The sequence below is a fragment of the Wolbachia endosymbiont of Drosophila mauritiana genome (assembly GCF_004795975.1).
Classification (GTDB): domain Bacteria; phylum Pseudomonadota; class Alphaproteobacteria; order Rickettsiales; family Anaplasmataceae; genus Wolbachia.
This window is the reverse complement of record NZ_CP034335.1, coordinates 739,899-758,133: the sequence shown is the minus strand read 5'-3', so window position 1 is coordinate 758,133 and position 18,235 is coordinate 739,899. Positions and strand designations below refer to the sequence as shown.

The following is an 18,235-nucleotide window of genomic DNA, read 5'->3' as shown; positions in this document are numbered from 1 at the left end:
GAGCAAATACAGCAATTTTAATGTCTGCCATTTTTAGTTTAGCCTCGTTACAATACAAAATTTTCTTGACCTTATAATTTTAAATGTATTACATAATAAATTTTTAGTATTGAGGTTTATTATGCCTGATTTTAAATTTTCTGATTTACAAGATCTTGTCAATGCTCTATATGATCCATACTATCTGCCCTCCAACGAAAAAATAAAACTAGCAGAATTGCTTAAGGACGTGCTGGAATTAAAAGGTAAAAAAAGCCCAGAAGAGGCAATAGCTACATTGAAAGATAAAATAAGAAATGAACTAAAAAATGAAATGAGAAGTGAAATGAAACAAAAGATAAATAAATTTGAGCAGCTAGAGGAGGAAAATAAAGACTTACAAACTAAAAAAGATAAGGTTGAACGGTTAAACAGAGCTTTAGAACATGCAAAGAATACAGCTCAGAGCGAAAATATAGAGTTAGAAGATGAAAAAAATAAACTAAATACTCAAATCCAGCATTCACAGCAAGAAAAGAAAATATTAGAAGTCAAAAATGAAGCAAATAAACAACTAAAAGAAAAAGCAACATACATCGCTACTGCTAGTACTAATCTTGCTGTTGGGTTAGTAGTGTATATTACACTTGAACATACAACAAAATTGGACATGTGGTTAATCGTTGTTATAGCAACAGTATCTGCATTCTTAGCTGGTGGTTTAATGATGAAACCTAGCTTTCAAGTAAATGGAACACAAGAACCACAAGGAGTAGCAAATAAGAATTCAGTTTAGCTTGATATAGTTTTTTTCATTTCACTGCCTTTCCAAATTTGAAGCAGGTTGTTTGAGCCATAGTACAAAGTAAATATAGTAATTATTTTACACTAAAATTTTTAGTTTTGTTTCTGTGGGTTAGTTGGTACGAGCCTTGCCTTTAAGAAGATGTAAAATCACAATTATTACGAATAACATTCCACCAATAACTGATATAGCTCCACCCGTAATAAAACAAGCACGTGCCAAAATTGATGAAATGCTTGGCAAATCTGCAACTTTTCTTAAAGCTCCATATCCACCAAGCCAAACAAGTCCAGTAATATGGAGAAAATGTCCTAAGCTATATGCATAAATCTGTAATCTTACTATGGAGCTTTTTATTTCTTTACAGCCCAATTTTGGTAACAGCCAGTAGACAAAATTCATAAAAGCTATAGTAATACCAACCACAGAACCGTGATAATGCGCAGGAATGGTAACATTTCCTTCAATAGTTAGCACTCCAAGTACACCTCCATAAATAAACAATACAAACGAGTGGAGCAGATAACTGCCCTTATCATTGAGCAGAGTTTTTATGTTGCAATACACTAATATTGTTAAAAAGCACGGCAGAACTGCTCCAGCAATTCTCATATGCCAGGTAAAAAACTGTATCAATTCAGCACTATCTACCGAATAAATAAAGTATATAAACGGCGCACCTACGGCCAAAACTGTGTTTATAAATAGTGGTAAAATGGTAATTTTATTTAGACTAATATAACGAGCATTCAGTATGGTCAAATAAACTAAAAACATTGCTTGAGCAAAAGCAAACTGCAGTAAATGTCCGCCTCCCCAAAAGAGATATTCATAAAATAAATTCTTGTCTGAGTGATATAGACCTGGAGGCATATTTTTATGTGCTAAAACAACACAAAGAAATGATGACACAAGTATAATGACCAGGCCAATTTGTCCGATTGAAAGATATGAGTCTTGTTTATTTGATATGTAGGCTAGGGCTGCATTTATCAATATGCTGGTAATGAAAAGACTGAGTCCAAGTAAAAATAATTTGTTTTGTAATACGGGAATATAGTTACTTTTGATAACTTCAGTGTTTGGAACAAATGCGGATATAAACATCAGCAGCATAGAAAGGGTTGATAGAGCCCATAAAAAATTGAGCCATTTACTGGTATTTTGTAGGTTTATAATAAAGAGCAGAGATATTATAGAGCACATCCACACCAAAATTGACAAATTCACATGTATCACCAGTGCATTATCAAAAATATATTGTGCGGAGGGAATGAGAGAGGAAATGAAAGGCAATCGTAGAAAGATAACAATTATTGATAGCAAACCAGAGCAAGCAAGGGCACATACTGCCAAGAATACCCATTGCCTACAAAGTGGAGTGTTATCTTGTATGTTGAGCATTTACTTTTAGGTACTATAGCATAAGACAGTGTACATTTTTCAAATTGATATGCATAGTTTAAATGAATGACATTACAACAATATCTTTCATCCTGAAAATGCTGCGTCCATTTCCATTTCATATTGTGGTAGTATTACTGACAGCGTTAGTCTGGGCTATCGAAATGTGTTTTAATCAATACTTGATAAAAATTATTACAGTAAGAGCATCTTTACATAATGGCATGACATTACGTTAATGCTTTTGATCCACAATTAAGAACATTTTCGTTGTGATTTAGGTTTCTAGTATGTATATTAATGAATCTTGTTTTCACTAAATAATGAAAATAATAATTGTCATGATAATGTTATTGTATAGTAACTATACAATGGCAAGCGAACGAATAAGTTTAGTAGATAAAAAATTATCTCAAGGATATGTAGCTCCAATACTTACAGAAAATAGCGTTGTTTTACCAGACAAGCACGGTACCTTATATTCCTTTGATATCGATAACCCAAGAGTTATAAATTGGAAATTATACCTCTCAAGTAGAAAAAAAATTGGTAATATGAGTCTATCGAGCTACAAAAAAAATGTTTTCTTTGTAGTGAATAACATTCTACACACAATAGACGTAAAGACAGGGGAGATTAAATGGGAAAAAGAATTGAGATCTCCGGTAAGAGGGAAAACAGTAGTAATAAATAATAAGCTGTTAGTATTGACTATTGATAACTATCTTCATGCATTTGATATAAAAGATGGCAGTCCCATTTGGGCTTATCAAAATGGTATAAATGAGGTTCGAGGTTTATATTCCATCTCACCAGCAATCTCTAATGATAAAATAATAGCACCATTTTCAAATGGTGAGTTAATAGCTTTTAATGAAGAAGGTAAAAAATTATGGAGCCAAAAATTGGCTACCAACCTTTTGGATACACAGCTTACAGATGTAACTACTACACCTAGAGTGCACGATAACATCTTAATAGCTACGAGTAATTCTTATATTTACGGCATTGATGTAAAATCAGGAAATATCTCATGGTCAAAGCCACTACAAGTAAAAAGTGTATCAGACATAGAGTCATATTATAGCCCTCTTATTCCTGCAGAGAAACAAAAAGAAGGCGGAAGAATTTTCATGGTGACTAAAAATAATAAGGTAATTGGCATCGACATACAAAGTGGAAAAACAGTTTGGACATCTGATTTTATAGAGAATGTGCAATTGTTTGTTCCAATTATGTATGCCCATACGCTTTGGGTAACAAGTAATAAAGGTTCAATATTTGCTTTTCCTGGATCTGAAAGTACAGGAAGGGTAATTAAAATACCTGGTAATGTGTTTCATGCTCCAGTATTTACCCATGGTAAGATGTATATAACGACTGAAGGAAATGGTGTTTATTCTTTAGAAAATAGGTTTGTTTTTTATGACTGATTATGATTTAATTATTATAGGTGGTGGTCCAGGTGGTTACAAATGCGCTATTGCTGCTGCAAAACTTGGACTCAAAGTTGCTTGTATAGACAAAAATAGCATTTTTGGTGGCACGTGTTTGCGAGTTGGGTGTATACCATCAAAAGCATTACTCCATTCCTCTTATCAGTATGCTAGTGCGAAAAATAATCTATCAAAACTTGGCATAAAAGTTAAGGATGTAAGTCTCGATTTGAGAGAAATGATAGGCTATAAAGACGCTAGAGTTCAGGAACTTGGAAAAGGCATAGAATATCTGTTTAACCTTTACAAAATTACTAACATCAATGGACTTGGAAAAATTACTTCTTTTGATCAAGGCAACCTTGAAGTTTCAGTTGAAGGTAAGGTACTGAAGGCAAAAAATATAGTAATTGCAACTGGTTCTGATGTTAGTTCTCTACCAGGAATTGATATTGATGAGAAAAATATCATTTCATCAACTGGTGCATTGTCTTTAACTGAAGTACCAAAAAAACTTGTTGTAATTGGAGCTGGGGCAATAGGACTTGAAATGTCTTCTGTGTGGAATAGGCTAGGCTCTGAAGTTACTGTAGTAGAGTTTTTTGATAGAATCGCTGCAGCAATGGATGGCGAACTAAGTAAGTCTTTACTTTCTAGTCTACAAAAACAGGGAATAAAATTTTTACTCAGCACCAAAGTTGAAGAGATAAAACAAAGTAGTAACTCTTTGAGTGTGAAAGTTTGCTCTGTAAAAGATAATCAAACAAACTCTATAGAGGCGGATAAGGTATTGGTTGCAGTAGGACGCAAACCATGCTCTGAGGGTCTTGAAAAAATAGAAAAAGACAGTCGTGGCTTTATTCAAGTCAATAGTAGGTATGAAACTAATGTAAAAGGAATATTTGCTATTGGTGACGTCATTGGCGGAGCAATGCTTGCTCACAAAGCTGAGGAAGAAGGGGTGACAGTTGCAGAAATACTAGCAAGGCAATTGCCTCACGTTGATTATGAAATCATACCGTCAGTCATTTACACCCACCCTGCAGTTTCTTCAATCGGTAAAACTGAAGAAGAACTAAAAAGTGCTGGTCGAAAGTATAAAGTTGGTAAATGTCAATTTGCTGCAAACGGTAGAGCAAAAGTCACTGACGATGCTGAGGGATTCGTGAAAGTTCTGACTTGTAGCAAAGCAGATACAATACTCGGTGTACATATCATAGGAGCATACGCTGATACGCTAATCAATGAAGCAGCGGTTGCAATGGCATATGGTGCAGCAGCAGAGGATATATACAGAATTTGTCACTCTCATCCTGATATAAATGAAGCCTTTAGGGATGCGTGCATCGATGCTTTCTTTAAAAAGTAACTGTGGACCTCGGTTCAATCATTGAAAAATGGTATGATTGGCTAAAGTACAACAGGTCTTACTCACCAAACACTTTGGAGTCATACATGAGGGACCTCAAGGATCTTATAAGTTTCCTAAATACTCACATTGGTGAAGAAGTAAATGTTGGCTCTTTAGAAAAATTAAGCATACCTGAACTGAGAAGTTGGTTTACCTCTCGTTATGCAAGAGGTGTAAATGCGAGATCTAACACTCGCGCATTGTCAGTAATCAGAAATTTTTTCAAATATATAAAAAACAATTATGAAATAAATAATGAAGCGGTATTTTCTTTATCAAGGCCAATTCAGAGAAGAACTCTACCTAAAGCACTTTCAATATCTAACATAGAAACTCTATTGAAAGAAATGAAATTGCCTGATCTAGGCGAGCCTTGGGTGGTAAAAAGAGAAATTGCAATTGTCGTTCTGCTATATGGTACGGGCTTAAGAATCACTGAAGCATTGAATCTTAAGGTTAGTGATATTAGCAATGAAAGTTTAATAGTAACAGGTAAGGGAGATAAACAAAGGCAGGTATTTATTCTTCCAGTAGTAAAAAAGTGTATACAAAAATATATAAAAGCTTGTCCTCACTTTGACGAAGTGGGACATCTTTTTGTGGGGGTAAGAGGAAAAAAATTGGGAAGAACTTATGTTGCTAATCGTTTGCAAAAAATAAGAAGATTTTTAAACTTACCAGAAATTTTATCTCCACATGCATTTCGCCATAGTTTTGCTACTCATTTGCTTCAGGAAGATATTGACATAAGATCAATACAACAGCTGCTTGGCCACTCAAGCCTTGAAACTACTCAAGTTTACACTCACCTAAATTATCAAGATGTCTTCAATATGTATAAAAACTTTCAGAAAAGTTTGAATAAAAAATCGAAATCTTAACTTCGTCTTAAATCGATAATATTGCCGAACTGAGTGCTTGCAACATCATTCAGTACTGTACTTGCTTTATATAAGCAATAGTGACCAGCAGAGAAGAAAGCAAAAACGTTTTGCAAAAGGTTATGAATGAAAGAGAATAGACAGCAGAATTTAAATTAGAAGCTATGTAAAGAAACAAGTCAAGCAAATAGCAAAAGATCCGGGACCGTACACCTAGGCACTCAATTTTAATTTTTCACTCAAAACCAAGTTTACGACATCAGGGCTGGCTTTTCCTTTGGTGGATTTCATGACTTCACCAACAAAGAACCCATACAATCTTGTTTTACCACCCTTATATTCTTGAACTTTATCTTGGTTGTCATTGATGATTTTATCTATTACCTCTGAGATTTGACATGTGTCAGTTATTTGCTTGAGATTCTGCTCTTCTATAATAAGGGATGCAGGCTTTCCAGTTTCAAACATAATATCAAAAACTTGTTTACCAAGTTTAGCAGAGATCGTTCCATCGACGATAAAGTCGAGGAGCTCGGATAAAGCATCTGCTTTAATTGGAGAACTAACAATATCAATATTTGTTTTATTTAAACGACCGAAAAGCTCGACGGTTAACCAGATAACTGCAATCTTTGAATCATGCTTTTTTGCTAATTTTTCAAAATAATCGGCAATTTCTTTATCAGAAGTGATAACGTCTGCATCATATTCATTGATACCTAATTCCTCTATGTATCGAAGTTTTTTTTGATCTGGCAACTCGGGTAAAGATGATTTAATAGAATCAATTTTGTCTTGGCTTATTTCAACAGGTAGCAAATCAGGTTCAGGGAAATATCTATAGTCACTTGAATCTTCTTTGCTTCTCATCACTTTTGTTTTTCCTAAAGTGACATCAAACAATAAGGTATCTTGACTTATTTCTCCTCCGCTTTCCAAAATTTTGATCTGCCTTTGTGCTTCATAATCTATAGCTTGTACAATATAGCGTATTGAATTTAAGTTTTTTATTTCACAACGAGTGCCAAATGTGCTACTACCCTTTGGGCGAACAGAAACATTTGCATCACAGCGAAGTGACCCCTTTTCCATATCACCATCACATGAACCGATGTAACGCAAAATCTGCCTCAATTTTTTCATGAATTCTGCAGCTTCTGCAGATGAACGGAGATCTGGCTCTGAAACAATTTCCATTAAAGCAACGCCTGCACGATTTAAATCTATGTAAGTTTTGCTTTCTTCATGAATACTCTTTCCTGCATCTTGCTCTAAGTGAATTCTTGCGATTCTTATTTCTTTTTCATTATTATTGATAAAAACTTTGCCATTTTTAACTATTGGCTCAAAGAACTGGGTTATTTGATAACCTTGTGGTAAATCGGGATAAAAATAATTTTTCCGGTCAAAGTAAGAGCATTTATTAATTTCTGCAGAAATTGCAAGTCCGGTGCATATTGCTTGCTCTATGCAGCTATAATTTAATACTGGTAATGTACCTGGCATTCCTGCATCAACTAGAGAAACTTGAGTATTGTGCTCAGTGCCAAATTCCGTTAGTGAACTAGAAAATAGCTTTGTCTTAGAAGAAACCTGAGCGTGTACCTCAAGTCCAATTACTGTCTCCCAGTTTTCTTTTGTCATGTATTTTATTCAATTAATAACTTTATATTCTGCAAACTAGCACAAAAAGTCAAATAAAACTCATTTAACCTATGATCCAAGAGCGGTGTATATCAATAATATAAGAGTTACTACAGTTTCTATTGACTAGGCTGTTATATAATAAAGTTAAGTGCTGCCAAAAAATATCTATAGTAGGCCAAAACATAATTTTGATGGCAACTGATTAGCTAACAAATTTATAAATATCAGTATATAGTTCATCAATGCCTGGCTCTTTACTATTTTTAGCAAAATCTTCTGACTTTTTTACTAAATCTCGTGTTTCCTTATCAATAGCTTTGCATTCTTCATCAGAAGCGATTTTATTGTCTGTTATATACTGCTTTAAGGTGCTTATAGGATCATGATTTTGCTTCATATCTTCAACTTCTTCTTTTGAGCGATAAGTAGCAGGATCTGACATCGAATGGCCACGATATCTATATGTCTTCATTTCAAGTAAGAGAGGTCCTTTTCCCCCACGTACGTGCTCAGCTATTTCACTTGTTACCTCATAGACAGAGAAAAAATCCATTCCATCAACTTGTTTTCCAGGAATACCAAAACTCTCTCCTCTTTTATATAGTTCAGTTACTAAAGTTGATCTTTGCACAGAAGTTCCCATTGCGTATTCGTTATTTTCTATGATATAAACCACAGGTAACTTCCACAAAGATGCCATATTAAATGATTCATATACTTGTCCTTGATTTGCAGCACCGTCACCAAAATATGTGAATACAACGTTATCTTTTTTCTTGTATTTATTAGCAAATGCTATTCCTGTACCAATTGGGACTTGTGCACCTACTATTCCATGTCCACCAAAGAAATTTTTTTCAACATCAAATATGTGCATGGAGCCACCTTTGCCTTTTGAACACCCTGTTTCTTTGCCGGTTAGTTCTGCCATCACAACATTCGGATCAGAATTACATGCAAGCATTAAGCCATGGTCTCTATAGCTTGTGATAAAAGCATCACCAGATTTTGATGCAGCTTGAGTCCCAACTGCAACTGCTTCTTGCCCTATTGATAAGTGACAGAATCCGCCTATTAATCCCATTCCGTATAATTGTCCTGCTTTTTCCTCAAATCTGCGTATGAGAAGCATTTTTCTGTAGAATCCAATCACCTGTTCTTTAGTGAAATTTTCTGCTTTCATATTGACTTTCTTTTATTAAATTGAGATCATACCAGAAATTTTTGACATTTTATAATACTATCTATATGGACTACTATCACTGGCTTGAAGCTTTTCACGTTATCTCTGTAATTATGTGGGTGGCAGGTATGCTCTATTTGCCAAGGCTTTATGTTTACCATGCATCTGTAAAACCAGGGTCAGAAAATGACAGCTTACTTCAAATAATGGAGAAGAGACTCCTTAGATATATCATAAACCCTGCAATGCTTTTCTCCCTTAGTTTTGGAGTTATGCTAATGATTATTAGGGAAGCATATCGCGAAGGGTGGTTTCATGTAAAAGCGCTAGCATTATTCTTAATGTTTGCTATTCATGGTCTACTTGCAAAGCATAGGAAAAATTTTGCAGTGGGCTTGAATAAGAAAATTCACGTTTATTTTCGTGTTTTAAACGAAGCAGTAACAGTGTTAATAATAATTATAGTTATTATGGTTATTGTAAAACCTTTTTGATTTTCTAGCCTAATGCTGAACCATTGAATGGAGTATAAGAATTGTTACTAAATAGTTTATTCTGATGTTCCATAGTCTAAGTAAAATACTTAAGGTATAGATTCTTTGTTTTTGTGTGTTATCCTGGTTAACAAGAATTCGCAGTAGTATTATAATGAGTAAGTTAAAAAAGCTTAGTGCTGGACTTTCTTTGACAGGCCTGATTGGTAGTGATGATATAGATATGCAAAGGGCAGGAAATAAAAAGAAGAAATATCAATTTTTGGATAAGACGTTCGCATGGATTGATGCGATGATAAATTTTATTTTTAAACGTGAGAGTAATAACGTAAATGAAGTCCTAAAAGTCACATGGGGACCACTATTTTTTGGTTTAGTGGTGATATTCATCTTTTTTGGAATAGGTGGTATTTGGTCGGCTATAGCTCCAATTGACGGAGCAGTGCATGCAAGTGGAGAAGTTATTGTCTCTTCAAATAGAAAAATAGTGCAACATTTGGGTGGGGGAATAATAAGCAAAATTTTAGTAAAAGAAGGTCAAACAGTTAAAAAAGATGAGCCTTTAGTTTTATTAAGTGATGTTAACGAAAAGGCAAATTTGAGTATAATTAAAGAAAAACTCTTATCGTTTTTATCAACTGAAGCAAGACTTATTGCAATTAGGGGAGACTTAGATACGCTAGAATTTTCTGATGAGGTTAAAAGATTATCTAACGATGAACTTGTAAATAAAGCGATAAAGAATCAGGTAAAGTTGTTCAACTCTCAAAGAAAGAGTATATTAGGAAAAACTGACATACTGCAACAACGTATAAAGCAGTTAAATGATGAATTAGCAGGGCTAAATTTTCAACTAAATGCAGCCCATAAGCAATATGACTTGATAACTGAAGAGTTAGAAACAAAAAGACAATTACTTGATAGTGGTCATATAAGCAAACCACACATTTTAGCTTTAGAAAAACAGTTTGCTGACATTGAGGGTAGAGTTGGACATTACCGTTCTGCAATATCTCAAGTACAGCAAAAGATTGGAGAAAATGAGTTAGAGATTATAAATGTGAAGAATGATGCTCAAGAAAGAGCAAATGCTGAGCTTAAGGAAGTTAATACATCTATTGCAGACTTAAAAGAGAGGCTGATGGTTGCTGAAGATTCGTTAGCACGTACAATAATTAAATCACCTCAAGATGGTATAGTTACAGATATAAGATACCACACTGAAGGTGGTGTTATACAATCTGGAGTTCCAATCATGAGTATAGTACCATCAGATGATGATCTAATAATAAATGCTAAAGTTCTAACCAGAAACATAGAAGAGATACTGTCAGCAAAAAAGAAAGATAGCAATATAGTCTCTATCGACGGACTAGAAGGGCTGAAAGTTAAAGTAAGGCTGAGCGCTTATAGTGCACGTCGCTTAAGTTTAATTAACGGTATAGTAAACCATATTTCCCCTGATGCTCTTGATGATCCAAGGATGGGGCGTTATTATTCAGTGCGAGTGGTGATACCAAAATCAGAACTTGCTCAATTTAAAAACGTATACCTATATCCTGGTATGCCAGTAGAAGTATATATAGTTACTCAATCCCGCACTCTTTTATCGTTCTTGTTTACACCTATAATTGCAACATTCGATAGATCTTTCATAGAGAGATAATTTATTTGGCTTTTCTAAAAAATTTGTTTACAGAGTTTGATATGCAAAAAAATTTACACACAAGTAGTGTATTATTTTATAATTATTTTCTATAATATGTAAATCTTTGATTTAAGATGCAAATGCTAACGTAAACATTAAAGGTTAATTAGTAAACTCAGCTGTATAATAGAATTAAAGGGATTAGTAAGATTTTTACCTCAATGAATTATAAATAGGCAAACTTACTTAAAGTTTAATAGTGTCTGTTACTGCTTTTAGGTGTGAGGCTAGAGGGTTATTAGCAATAACAGACACTATTAAACTTATTATAGAACTTCCTTAAAGTAAATACTTAAGTTAAAATATTATAATATTTTAACTTAAAATAGATTCATGTAAATGCTTTTTCCTCAAGTTAGTATCATATTATTATATTTATTAAATGCTAAAAAAACATTAATCATCATTTACTTTTGATTCAATATTTAGCAAAACACTTGTGTACATTCTATAATCTCTGTTTGCATAGTAAGTGTATATATATTATTATACAGTTAGTTTTACAGCAAAAAATATGGTGAAGTTATTTGCATTATTGATAATGTTTTACTCAAACATATCAATTGCTTCTGCTCCTACTTCTTGGCAATTTGGATTTCCTGCGCCTGCAACTGAGATAATGGAGGTTGTAGTTAAGTCACATTCGTTTGTGATGAGTGTAATGATTGCAATTATGCTTTTTGTATGGGCCCTGCTTGCTTATGTAGTATTTCGCTTTCGTAAGGGCAAAGTGAAAAATGTCAGTAAAATAACTCATAATATCTTTGTAGAAATTATCTGGTTTGTTATACCAACGATTATTGTTGGGGTATTGGCTTTTAAAAATGCTGAATTAATTAAACTACAGGAGAAAGTGCCAAAAGCTGACATAACACTAAAAGTTATTGGTCATCAATGGTATTGGAGTTACCAGTACCCAGAATATCAAGGTATTTCATTTGACAGCTATATAAAAGGAAAAGAAGACTTTACCGAAAGAGATTTAAAACTATTGTCTGTTGATAATAACGTTATTTTACCTATCAATACTAATATTCGTTTACAAGTGACAGCAGGAGATGTAATACATAGCTGGGGAATACCGGCTTTTGGTATAAAAATTGATGCAATACCAGGTAGGCTGAATGAAGCATGGTTTAACGTTACAAAGCCCGGTATTTATTATGGGCAATGTTATGAACTATGTGGTCAAGGTCATGGATTTATGCCAATTGTTGTTGAAGCAGTGAGTAAAGAAGATTTTAATAAGTGGATTGAAGATAAAAAATTAGTAAGTTAAGTTTGGAGTATAGATATGAGTGATGTACCAAAAGGTATAAGACGTTGGCTGTTTTCTACTAATCACAAAGATATAGGGACACTATACATTATTTTTTCCATATTAGCTGGAATTATTGGTGGATTATTATCGGTAATTATTCGTACTCAGCTAATGCACATTAATATACTTAACAATAATTACCAGCTATATAACGTAATGATTACAGGGCATGCGGTAATAATGGTGTTTTTTATGATAATGCCAGCCTTAATGGGAGGATTTGGTAATTGGTTCGTACCTCTCATGATTGGTTCACCAGATATGGCATTTCCTCGTATGAATAATTTAAGTTTTTGGTTATTAGTATCATCTTTTATTCTGCTCATTCTCTCGGTGTTTGCTGGCGAAGGTCCTGGGACAGGATGGACTTTATACCCACCTCTATCGCAAATCATGTCTCACCCAAGTGCAGGAGTTGATCTTGCTATACTTGCACTTCATGTTGCTGGTATGTCATCAATTGTTGGGGCGATCAACTTTATAGTCACTATATTCAATATGCGTGCAAAAGGCATGTCACTCACTAAAATGCCACTGTTTGTTTGGTCTGTTCTATTAACATCGTTTATGTTAATTGTAGCTTTACCGGTACTTGCTGGTGCTATAACTATGCTGCTCACTGATCGCAATATTGGCACTTCCTTTTTTGATCCTGCTGGTGGTGGTGATCCTGTGTTATTTCAACATCTGTTTTGGTTTTTTGGTCACCCAGAGGTTTATATCATTATTTTTCCTGCGTTTGGCATTATAAGCCAAGTCGTGTCAACTTTTTCCCATAGACCAGTATTTGGCTATAAGGGAATGGTTTATGCAATGATAGGTATAGCAGCATTTGGTTTTATGGTTTGGGCTCACCATATGTTTACTGTTGGGCTTAGCGAAGATGCTGCTGTGTTTTTTAGCACTACAACAATTTTTATTGGTGTTATAACTGGTGTAAAAGTCTTTAGTTGGATTGCAACTATGTGGGGTGGGGCAATTGAATTTAAAACCCCTATGCTATTTGCGCTAGGTTTTATTTTTATGTTTGTTGGTGGTGGTATAACCGGAATAATTCTTTCTCACGGTGGAATAGATAAACTTTTGCATGATACCTATTATGTCGTTGCTCACTTTCACTATGTCATGTCGCTTGCTGCATTGTTTGGAGCCTTTGCTGGTTTTTATTATTGGATAGGTAAAATGTCAGGTAAGCAATATAACGAGTGTTTAGGAAAGGTACACTTTTGGCTCACTTTTATTAGCACTAATGTTACTTTCTTACCTCAGCATTTCCTAGGATTAGCCGGCATGCCAAGGCGTATACCTGATTATCCCGACGCGTTTATCCCTTGGAATTATATATCCTCAATTGGTTCATATATGTCCTTTGTTTCAGTTATGTTTTTTATATTTATAGTTATACATCTCTTCAAATGGGGCAAAAAAACTGGAGATAATCCTTGGGAAGGTGACACTTTAGAATGGACAGTATCTTCGCCACCGCCTTTTCATACTTTTGAAAAACCACCAGTGATAAAATAGAATGTACACAAGTATTTTGCTAAATGTTGAATCAACAATACTGGATTTTTGGTATTTGCTAAAGCCAAGGATAATGTACCTTGTAGTGTTTACTGCAGTTGCTGGAATGGTTGCTGCACCAGGTAGCATTCATCCTTTTCTTATACTAATATCTCTGATATGCATTGCCCTTGGCTCAGGATCTGCAGGTGCGATAAATATGTGGTATGACAGAGATATAGACTTGCTTATGGAGAGAACAAAAAACCGCCCTATACCTTCAGGTAGAGTTCCTGCAGAAAGCGCGCTTGAGTTTGGCATAACTCTTGGAATATTATCAGTATTTATCATGGCAATAGCAGTGAACTATGTTTCTGCTGCTTTGCTTGCAATTAGCATATTATTTTATGTTTTTGTGTATACAATTTGGCTCAAAAGGCGTACTCCGCAGAATATTGTTATTGGTGGTGCAGCGGGTGCTTTTCCTCCAATGATTGGCTGGGCAGTTGTAACTGACTCTGTAAGCTGGGAAAGTTGTATTCTATTTTTAATAATTTTTATGTGGACTCCACCACATTTTTGGGCTCTATCTTTAAACAGATCTGAAGATTATACAAAAGCATCGATTCCAATGTTCAATATCGTTTATGGCTCAGAAAAAACGAGGAGATACATACTAATCTATAGCGTGTTACTAGTGTTAACTAGTTTACTTCCAGCATTATTTTTGAAAAAAGCTCTATTTTACCTCAGCATGGCAATTATTGAAGGTTGTGTTTTTATTTGGTTTGCCGCATCCGTTATAAGGCTTAAGAGTTATAGCTCGCAGAAAAAAATGTTTTCTTACTCAATTTCTTATCTATTTTCTCTGTTTGCTAGTATTATTTTTTGTTCTATTGACTTGTTTTGACTATGAAAGAGCATAAAAACTATCTTTTACTTTCTCTTCTAATAATACTCGTTGCAGCACTTTTTTTTGTTTCCATAATAAAATTTAAAGGTGTGGCTTAAATTGCCTCTATATCTATAAAAATAGTATTTTCATAGAAGTAACGGTATACTTTAATTCATTCACTACAGTAAAGATGAATAAAAAGGAAGTGACAATATACACAGATGGAGCATGCCTTGGTAACCCTGGTTTAGGGGGGTGGGCAGCGATCATATTATTTCAAAATCATAGAAAGAATATTTTTGGTAGAGAAGAAAATACTACAAATAATAAAATGGAGTTAACAGCAGTGATCAATGGACTGAAGGTATTAAAATTTCCTTGTAATGTCAATTTATATACGGATAGTCTTTATGTTAAGCATGGTATAACAGAATGGATAAATAAGTGGAAAATGAATGGTTGGAAGACAAGTAATAAGAAGTCAGTAAAAAATATAGAGTTATGGAAAGAATTAGATAATGCTGCTTTGCAACACGAAATTAATTGGAATTGGGTGAAAGCGCATAATGGTGACAAACACAATGAGGAAGCTGATAGTCTAGCAAGAAAAGCAATAATCGATGCTTAAAAAAATTACTATATCATTTTCTATAATTTTATTATTTATATCCTGCTTCTTTATCTTTTTTAAAGGTGAGGGACCTCTAGAAATCAATATTAGTTATATTAATTTCTACATAAAGAAAAAAATATCAAAAATATTCGCCAATTCGGATGTCAGCATGGAGAGTACTTCGGTTATTTGGCATCAAGATGGCAAGCTAGTCATTACAGATTTAAAAATAACAAATCCTGATTTTACAATAGAAGTTCCTGAGCTTTTCGTACACTTTAAGTTAAGTTCCAAAAAGTTCTCTCAGGTTTTGGCTGATAATGTACACATATATATCAAGAGGGAGGAGAGCAAAGAGATAACATCTGTAATGACAGAGAAGATGAGTAGTACAAAAAATCTGCTAAAGACAATAAGAAAATTTTTTTTCTACTTCAATGCAGACTCAAGGATTAAAATTACTAACATTGCTATCAATAAAAGCATGGAAGGTGAATTTTTTATTGATAAAGTATATGTAGGGAAGGGGGAAGATTTCAATGTTTTGGATATTCGTGTCCATACAAAAGAAGGTAAAGGGTTTCTAGATGATTTATCCATTACGATAAAAAACCGTAATAATTTACTAAATTTCTATGGAACATTCTATAACCTAAAGTTGGGGCTATTTAACGAATTTTCCACACTAGTTAAAAGTTACAATTTGGACAAAGAAATAGGATTCAAAGGAAACTTTTCAATTAGAATTAATGGAAAGGATGAAGTTGTGGACGGAAACATATACGTGTTAAATACAGAGAGTCACTCAGGTAAAAATTTAGCCTTGACTAATGTAAATGTAAATTTGACATATAGTGATGAAATCATTAGCGTAAAAAACTTTCATTTTAAGTTAAATGATACTTACCTTTCTTTGATTGGCAAAATGAACTTTGGCACAAATCATGCTTTGCTTAGAGTTAATATTAGTAAACTTGTTGCAAAAGATGTATGTACTTATGTATCAGATGGTCTAGTGAACAATGAATTTAGAAAGTGGTATTGTAATAATATTGATGGGAATATTATAAATACAATTATAAGTTTTAACGGTAAAATCGATAGTTTAATAAATGATGATCTGTCAGGTATTGTAATTGTTGCTGATATAGAAAATGGCAGCGTTCAATTTGATGAGGATTTTGAACGAGTAGAGAACTTGAACGGTGAGTTAACTCTCAAAGATAACAATCTCAAAATTATTGTAAATAGCGCTAAGTTCCAGAATTTCAATATTGATGGTGGCGAAATTGAGATGCAATCTCTCAATAAAGAGGATTCTGTTCTCACAATTAATGGTCAGGCTGTAAGTGATGCTTATGGGTTATATGAACCTATAAAATTTAAGCTGGATGATATGATGAAGATTACAAGGGACAGTATAGGTGGAATAGCAAAATCTGTATTCAGTTTTCGCATTTTTAATTTAAATGCTGATGATAAAAAAGTAGATTTTTTAGCCAAATTTTATTCTGAAATTGATAATTTTGTCGCGTATAATGGCAGTCTTGGTAAATATGAGATTAAGCTTAATTTCGGCGGAGATTTTATTGATTTAAATGGCAGTGGTATGGTAAATAATACACAGCTGCTATTTGACCTCAAAAGTAGCAATAAAAATGAAAATTTTGCCTGGAGTTTGACTGGAGATTTGCCTGCTCAAATACTTAATTTCGGTGATGGCTATATCAATGCAAATATAGAGTCAGTAATGTATCAAGACAAAACAGGGTATGTTAATGGTAATATAGATTTATCAGAGCTCGAGTTGCGTTCAAGCTACTTAGGGTGGAAAAACCATTTTGAAGATCACAATGAAGTTTTATTTTCTACAAGGCTAAAAGGAGTAGGTAAGTTACTAATAGATAAACTAGATGTTGTAGGAAATGATCTAGACATAAAATTTAGCGGAAGAGTAGAAAATGGAAATCTATATTTAAATTCTAGCAACTTTAAATTACCTGATAATAATTTTAGTATAGAAATTGAATCAGGTAAGGAGAAAAATGCCATAACTATTCACGGTGAGAAAATCAACTTAAGTGATGTGTTAGGTTTACTTGGCAAAGATAGTAATCGATTAAATAACAAAATAGAAGTTACTATGAATGTTGATAATATAATTATGAAAGAAGGAATTATCATAAAAGATGCTAAGCTAAATGTAACTTGTGCTAAAGGTAATTGTAGTGGAAGTCAATTCACAGGACAGTTTTTAGAAGATAACAGTAATATACTAGCAGAACATAGTGAAATAGGGCTTGAAATATACGCGGATAATTCAGGTATGCTTTTGCGTTCTTTAGGTATTGGTAAATCAGTTAAAAATGGTAAATTATCTCTTTATCTATCTTCTAAGAGAGAAAATGGAGAACATTATGGTATGTTATCTATCAGCAATTTCTATATCAAAGATGCTCCACTGCTTACCACTTTATTATCAATGTCTTCACTGCCTGGTATTGTAAATGCTATAAAGAACGAAGGTGTACATTTTTATAAGTGTAATGCACCTTTTTCATATAAAGATGGCACTGTTGAAATTGAAGAGACTTGGCTTGAAGGAGCAGAATTGGGAATTAGCACTAGTGGTAGGCTCGATATTAAGGATTATAAATTCCAAGTTGAAGGACAAGTAATACCAGCATACTCAATTAATAAATCTTTGTTGAAAATTCCTATAATCGGAAAACTTCTGACTGGTGGGAAGAGTAGGGGGATTATTTCGATAGACTACAAAGCAAATGGTGATGATAAGAACAATAACGTATCTGTTAATCCTATCTCTTCGCTAACCCCAAGCTTACTTAAGAGGTTATTAGGAGTATTTGATCGTATTATGACAAAAACTAATAAAAGCATTTTAAAAGATAGTTTGAAGAAGAAATTTAACTCGATATGACCGAAAGGAAAGTT

The 18,235-nt window shown here is 33.7% G+C and carries 15 protein-coding genes; 12 read left to right on the top strand and 3 right to left on the bottom strand.

Going from position 1 to position 18,235, the window contains the following annotated elements; all coding sequences use genetic code 11:
* Positions 1–121: 121 nt before the first annotated feature.
* Positions 122–775, top strand: coding sequence for a hypothetical protein (locus tag EJB00_RS03700; protein ID WP_135353073.1), 654 nt, complete (start codon positions 122–124; stop codon positions 773–775).
* Positions 776–895: 120 nt separating this feature from the next.
* Here the strand turns inward: EJB00_RS03700 and EJB00_RS03695 are convergent, their stop codons facing one another.
* The gene (locus EJB00_RS03695; RefSeq protein ID WP_015587671.1) at positions 896–2,188 is read right to left on the bottom strand and encodes a cbb3-type cytochrome c oxidase subunit I; all 1,293 of its coding nucleotides are present in this window, start codon (positions 2,186–2,188) and stop codon (positions 896–898) included.
* 62 nt (positions 2,189–2,250) lie between these two features.
* Here EJB00_RS03695 and EJB00_RS06155 point away from each other — a divergent pair, with 62 nt between their 5' ends.
* The 4 genes from EJB00_RS06155 (at position 2,251) to EJB00_RS03680 (ending at position 5,916) form a co-directional block, all read left to right on the top strand.
* On the top strand, positions 2,251–2,427 hold the full coding sequence (locus EJB00_RS06155; RefSeq protein WP_158673919.1) for a hypothetical protein: 177 nt from the start codon (positions 2,251–2,253) through the stop codon (positions 2,425–2,427).
* Positions 2,428–2,511: 84 nt separating this feature from the next.
* Positions 2,512–3,621 carry an outer membrane protein assembly factor BamB family protein gene (locus EJB00_RS03690; protein ID WP_135353074.1) on the top strand — a complete coding sequence of 370 codons (1,110 nt, stop codon included), beginning with the start codon at positions 2,512–2,514 and terminating at the stop codon, positions 3,619–3,621.
* A complete protein-coding gene (gene lpdA / locus EJB00_RS03685; protein WP_015587673.1) occupies positions 3,614–4,993 on the top strand; it encodes a dihydrolipoyl dehydrogenase in 1,380 nt (459 codons plus the stop codon). Before EJB00_RS03690 ends, lpdA begins: the two co-directional genes overlap by 8 nt.
* Positions 4,994–4,995: 2 nt before the next feature.
* Positions 4,996–5,916 (top strand): tyrosine-type recombinase/integrase, encoded by a 921-nt coding sequence (locus EJB00_RS03680; RefSeq protein WP_015587674.1) that lies wholly within the window; start codon positions 4,996–4,998, stop codon positions 5,914–5,916.
* A 213-nt stretch (positions 5,917–6,129) separates the two neighbouring features.
* Here the strand turns inward: EJB00_RS03680 and gatB are convergent, their stop codons facing one another.
* Positions 6,130–7,560: an Asp-tRNA(Asn)/Glu-tRNA(Gln) amidotransferase subunit GatB gene (gene gatB, locus EJB00_RS03675; protein WP_015587675.1), complete on the bottom strand. Its 1,431-nt coding sequence runs from the start codon at positions 7,558–7,560 to the stop codon at positions 6,130–6,132.
* A gap of 205 nt (positions 7,561–7,765) precedes the next feature.
* Positions 7,766–8,746 carry a pyruvate dehydrogenase (acetyl-transferring) E1 component subunit alpha gene (pdhA, locus tag EJB00_RS03670; protein ID WP_015587676.1) on the bottom strand — a complete coding sequence of 327 codons (981 nt, stop codon included), beginning with the start codon at positions 8,744–8,746 and terminating at the stop codon, positions 7,766–7,768.
* A 65-nt stretch (positions 8,747–8,811) separates the two neighbouring features.
* Between pdhA and hemJ the strand changes: the two genes are divergently transcribed.
* The 7 genes from hemJ (at position 8,812) to EJB00_RS03635 (ending at position 18,221) form a co-directional block, all read left to right on the top strand.
* Positions 8,812–9,240 (top strand): protoporphyrinogen oxidase HemJ, encoded by a 429-nt coding sequence (gene hemJ, locus EJB00_RS03665; protein ID WP_135353078.1) that lies wholly within the window; start codon positions 8,812–8,814, stop codon positions 9,238–9,240.
* 154 nt (positions 9,241–9,394) lie between these two features.
* Complete coding sequence (locus EJB00_RS03660) at positions 9,395–10,906, top strand: HlyD family type I secretion periplasmic adaptor subunit (RefSeq protein ID WP_135353075.1); 1,512 nt, start codon at positions 9,395–9,397, stop codon at positions 10,904–10,906.
* Positions 10,907–11,462: 556 nt separating this feature from the next.
* A complete protein-coding gene (gene coxB, locus EJB00_RS03655; protein WP_015587679.1) occupies positions 11,463–12,227 on the top strand; it encodes a cytochrome c oxidase subunit II in 765 nt (254 codons plus the stop codon).
* Between the two features lie 15 nt (positions 12,228–12,242).
* The gene (ctaD, locus tag EJB00_RS03650) at positions 12,243–13,793 is read left to right on the top strand and encodes a cytochrome c oxidase subunit I (RefSeq protein ID WP_015587680.1); all 1,551 of its coding nucleotides are present in this window, start codon (positions 12,243–12,245) and stop codon (positions 13,791–13,793) included.
* 1 nt (position 13,794) lies between these two features.
* Entirely contained in the window at positions 13,795–14,682 is an 888-nt protein-coding gene (locus tag EJB00_RS03645) for a heme o synthase (protein WP_015587681.1), read from the top strand.
* A 175-nt stretch (positions 14,683–14,857) separates the two neighbouring features.
* The gene (gene rnhA, locus EJB00_RS03640) at positions 14,858–15,295 is read left to right on the top strand and encodes a ribonuclease HI (RefSeq protein ID WP_015587682.1); all 438 of its coding nucleotides are present in this window, start codon (positions 14,858–14,860) and stop codon (positions 15,293–15,295) included.
* Positions 15,288–18,221, top strand: a complete 2,934-nt coding sequence (locus tag EJB00_RS03635; RefSeq protein WP_135353076.1) for a YhdP family protein — start codon at positions 15,288–15,290, stop codon at positions 18,219–18,221. Before rnhA ends, EJB00_RS03635 begins: the two co-directional genes overlap by 8 nt.
* Positions 18,222–18,235 lie beyond the last annotated feature (14 nt).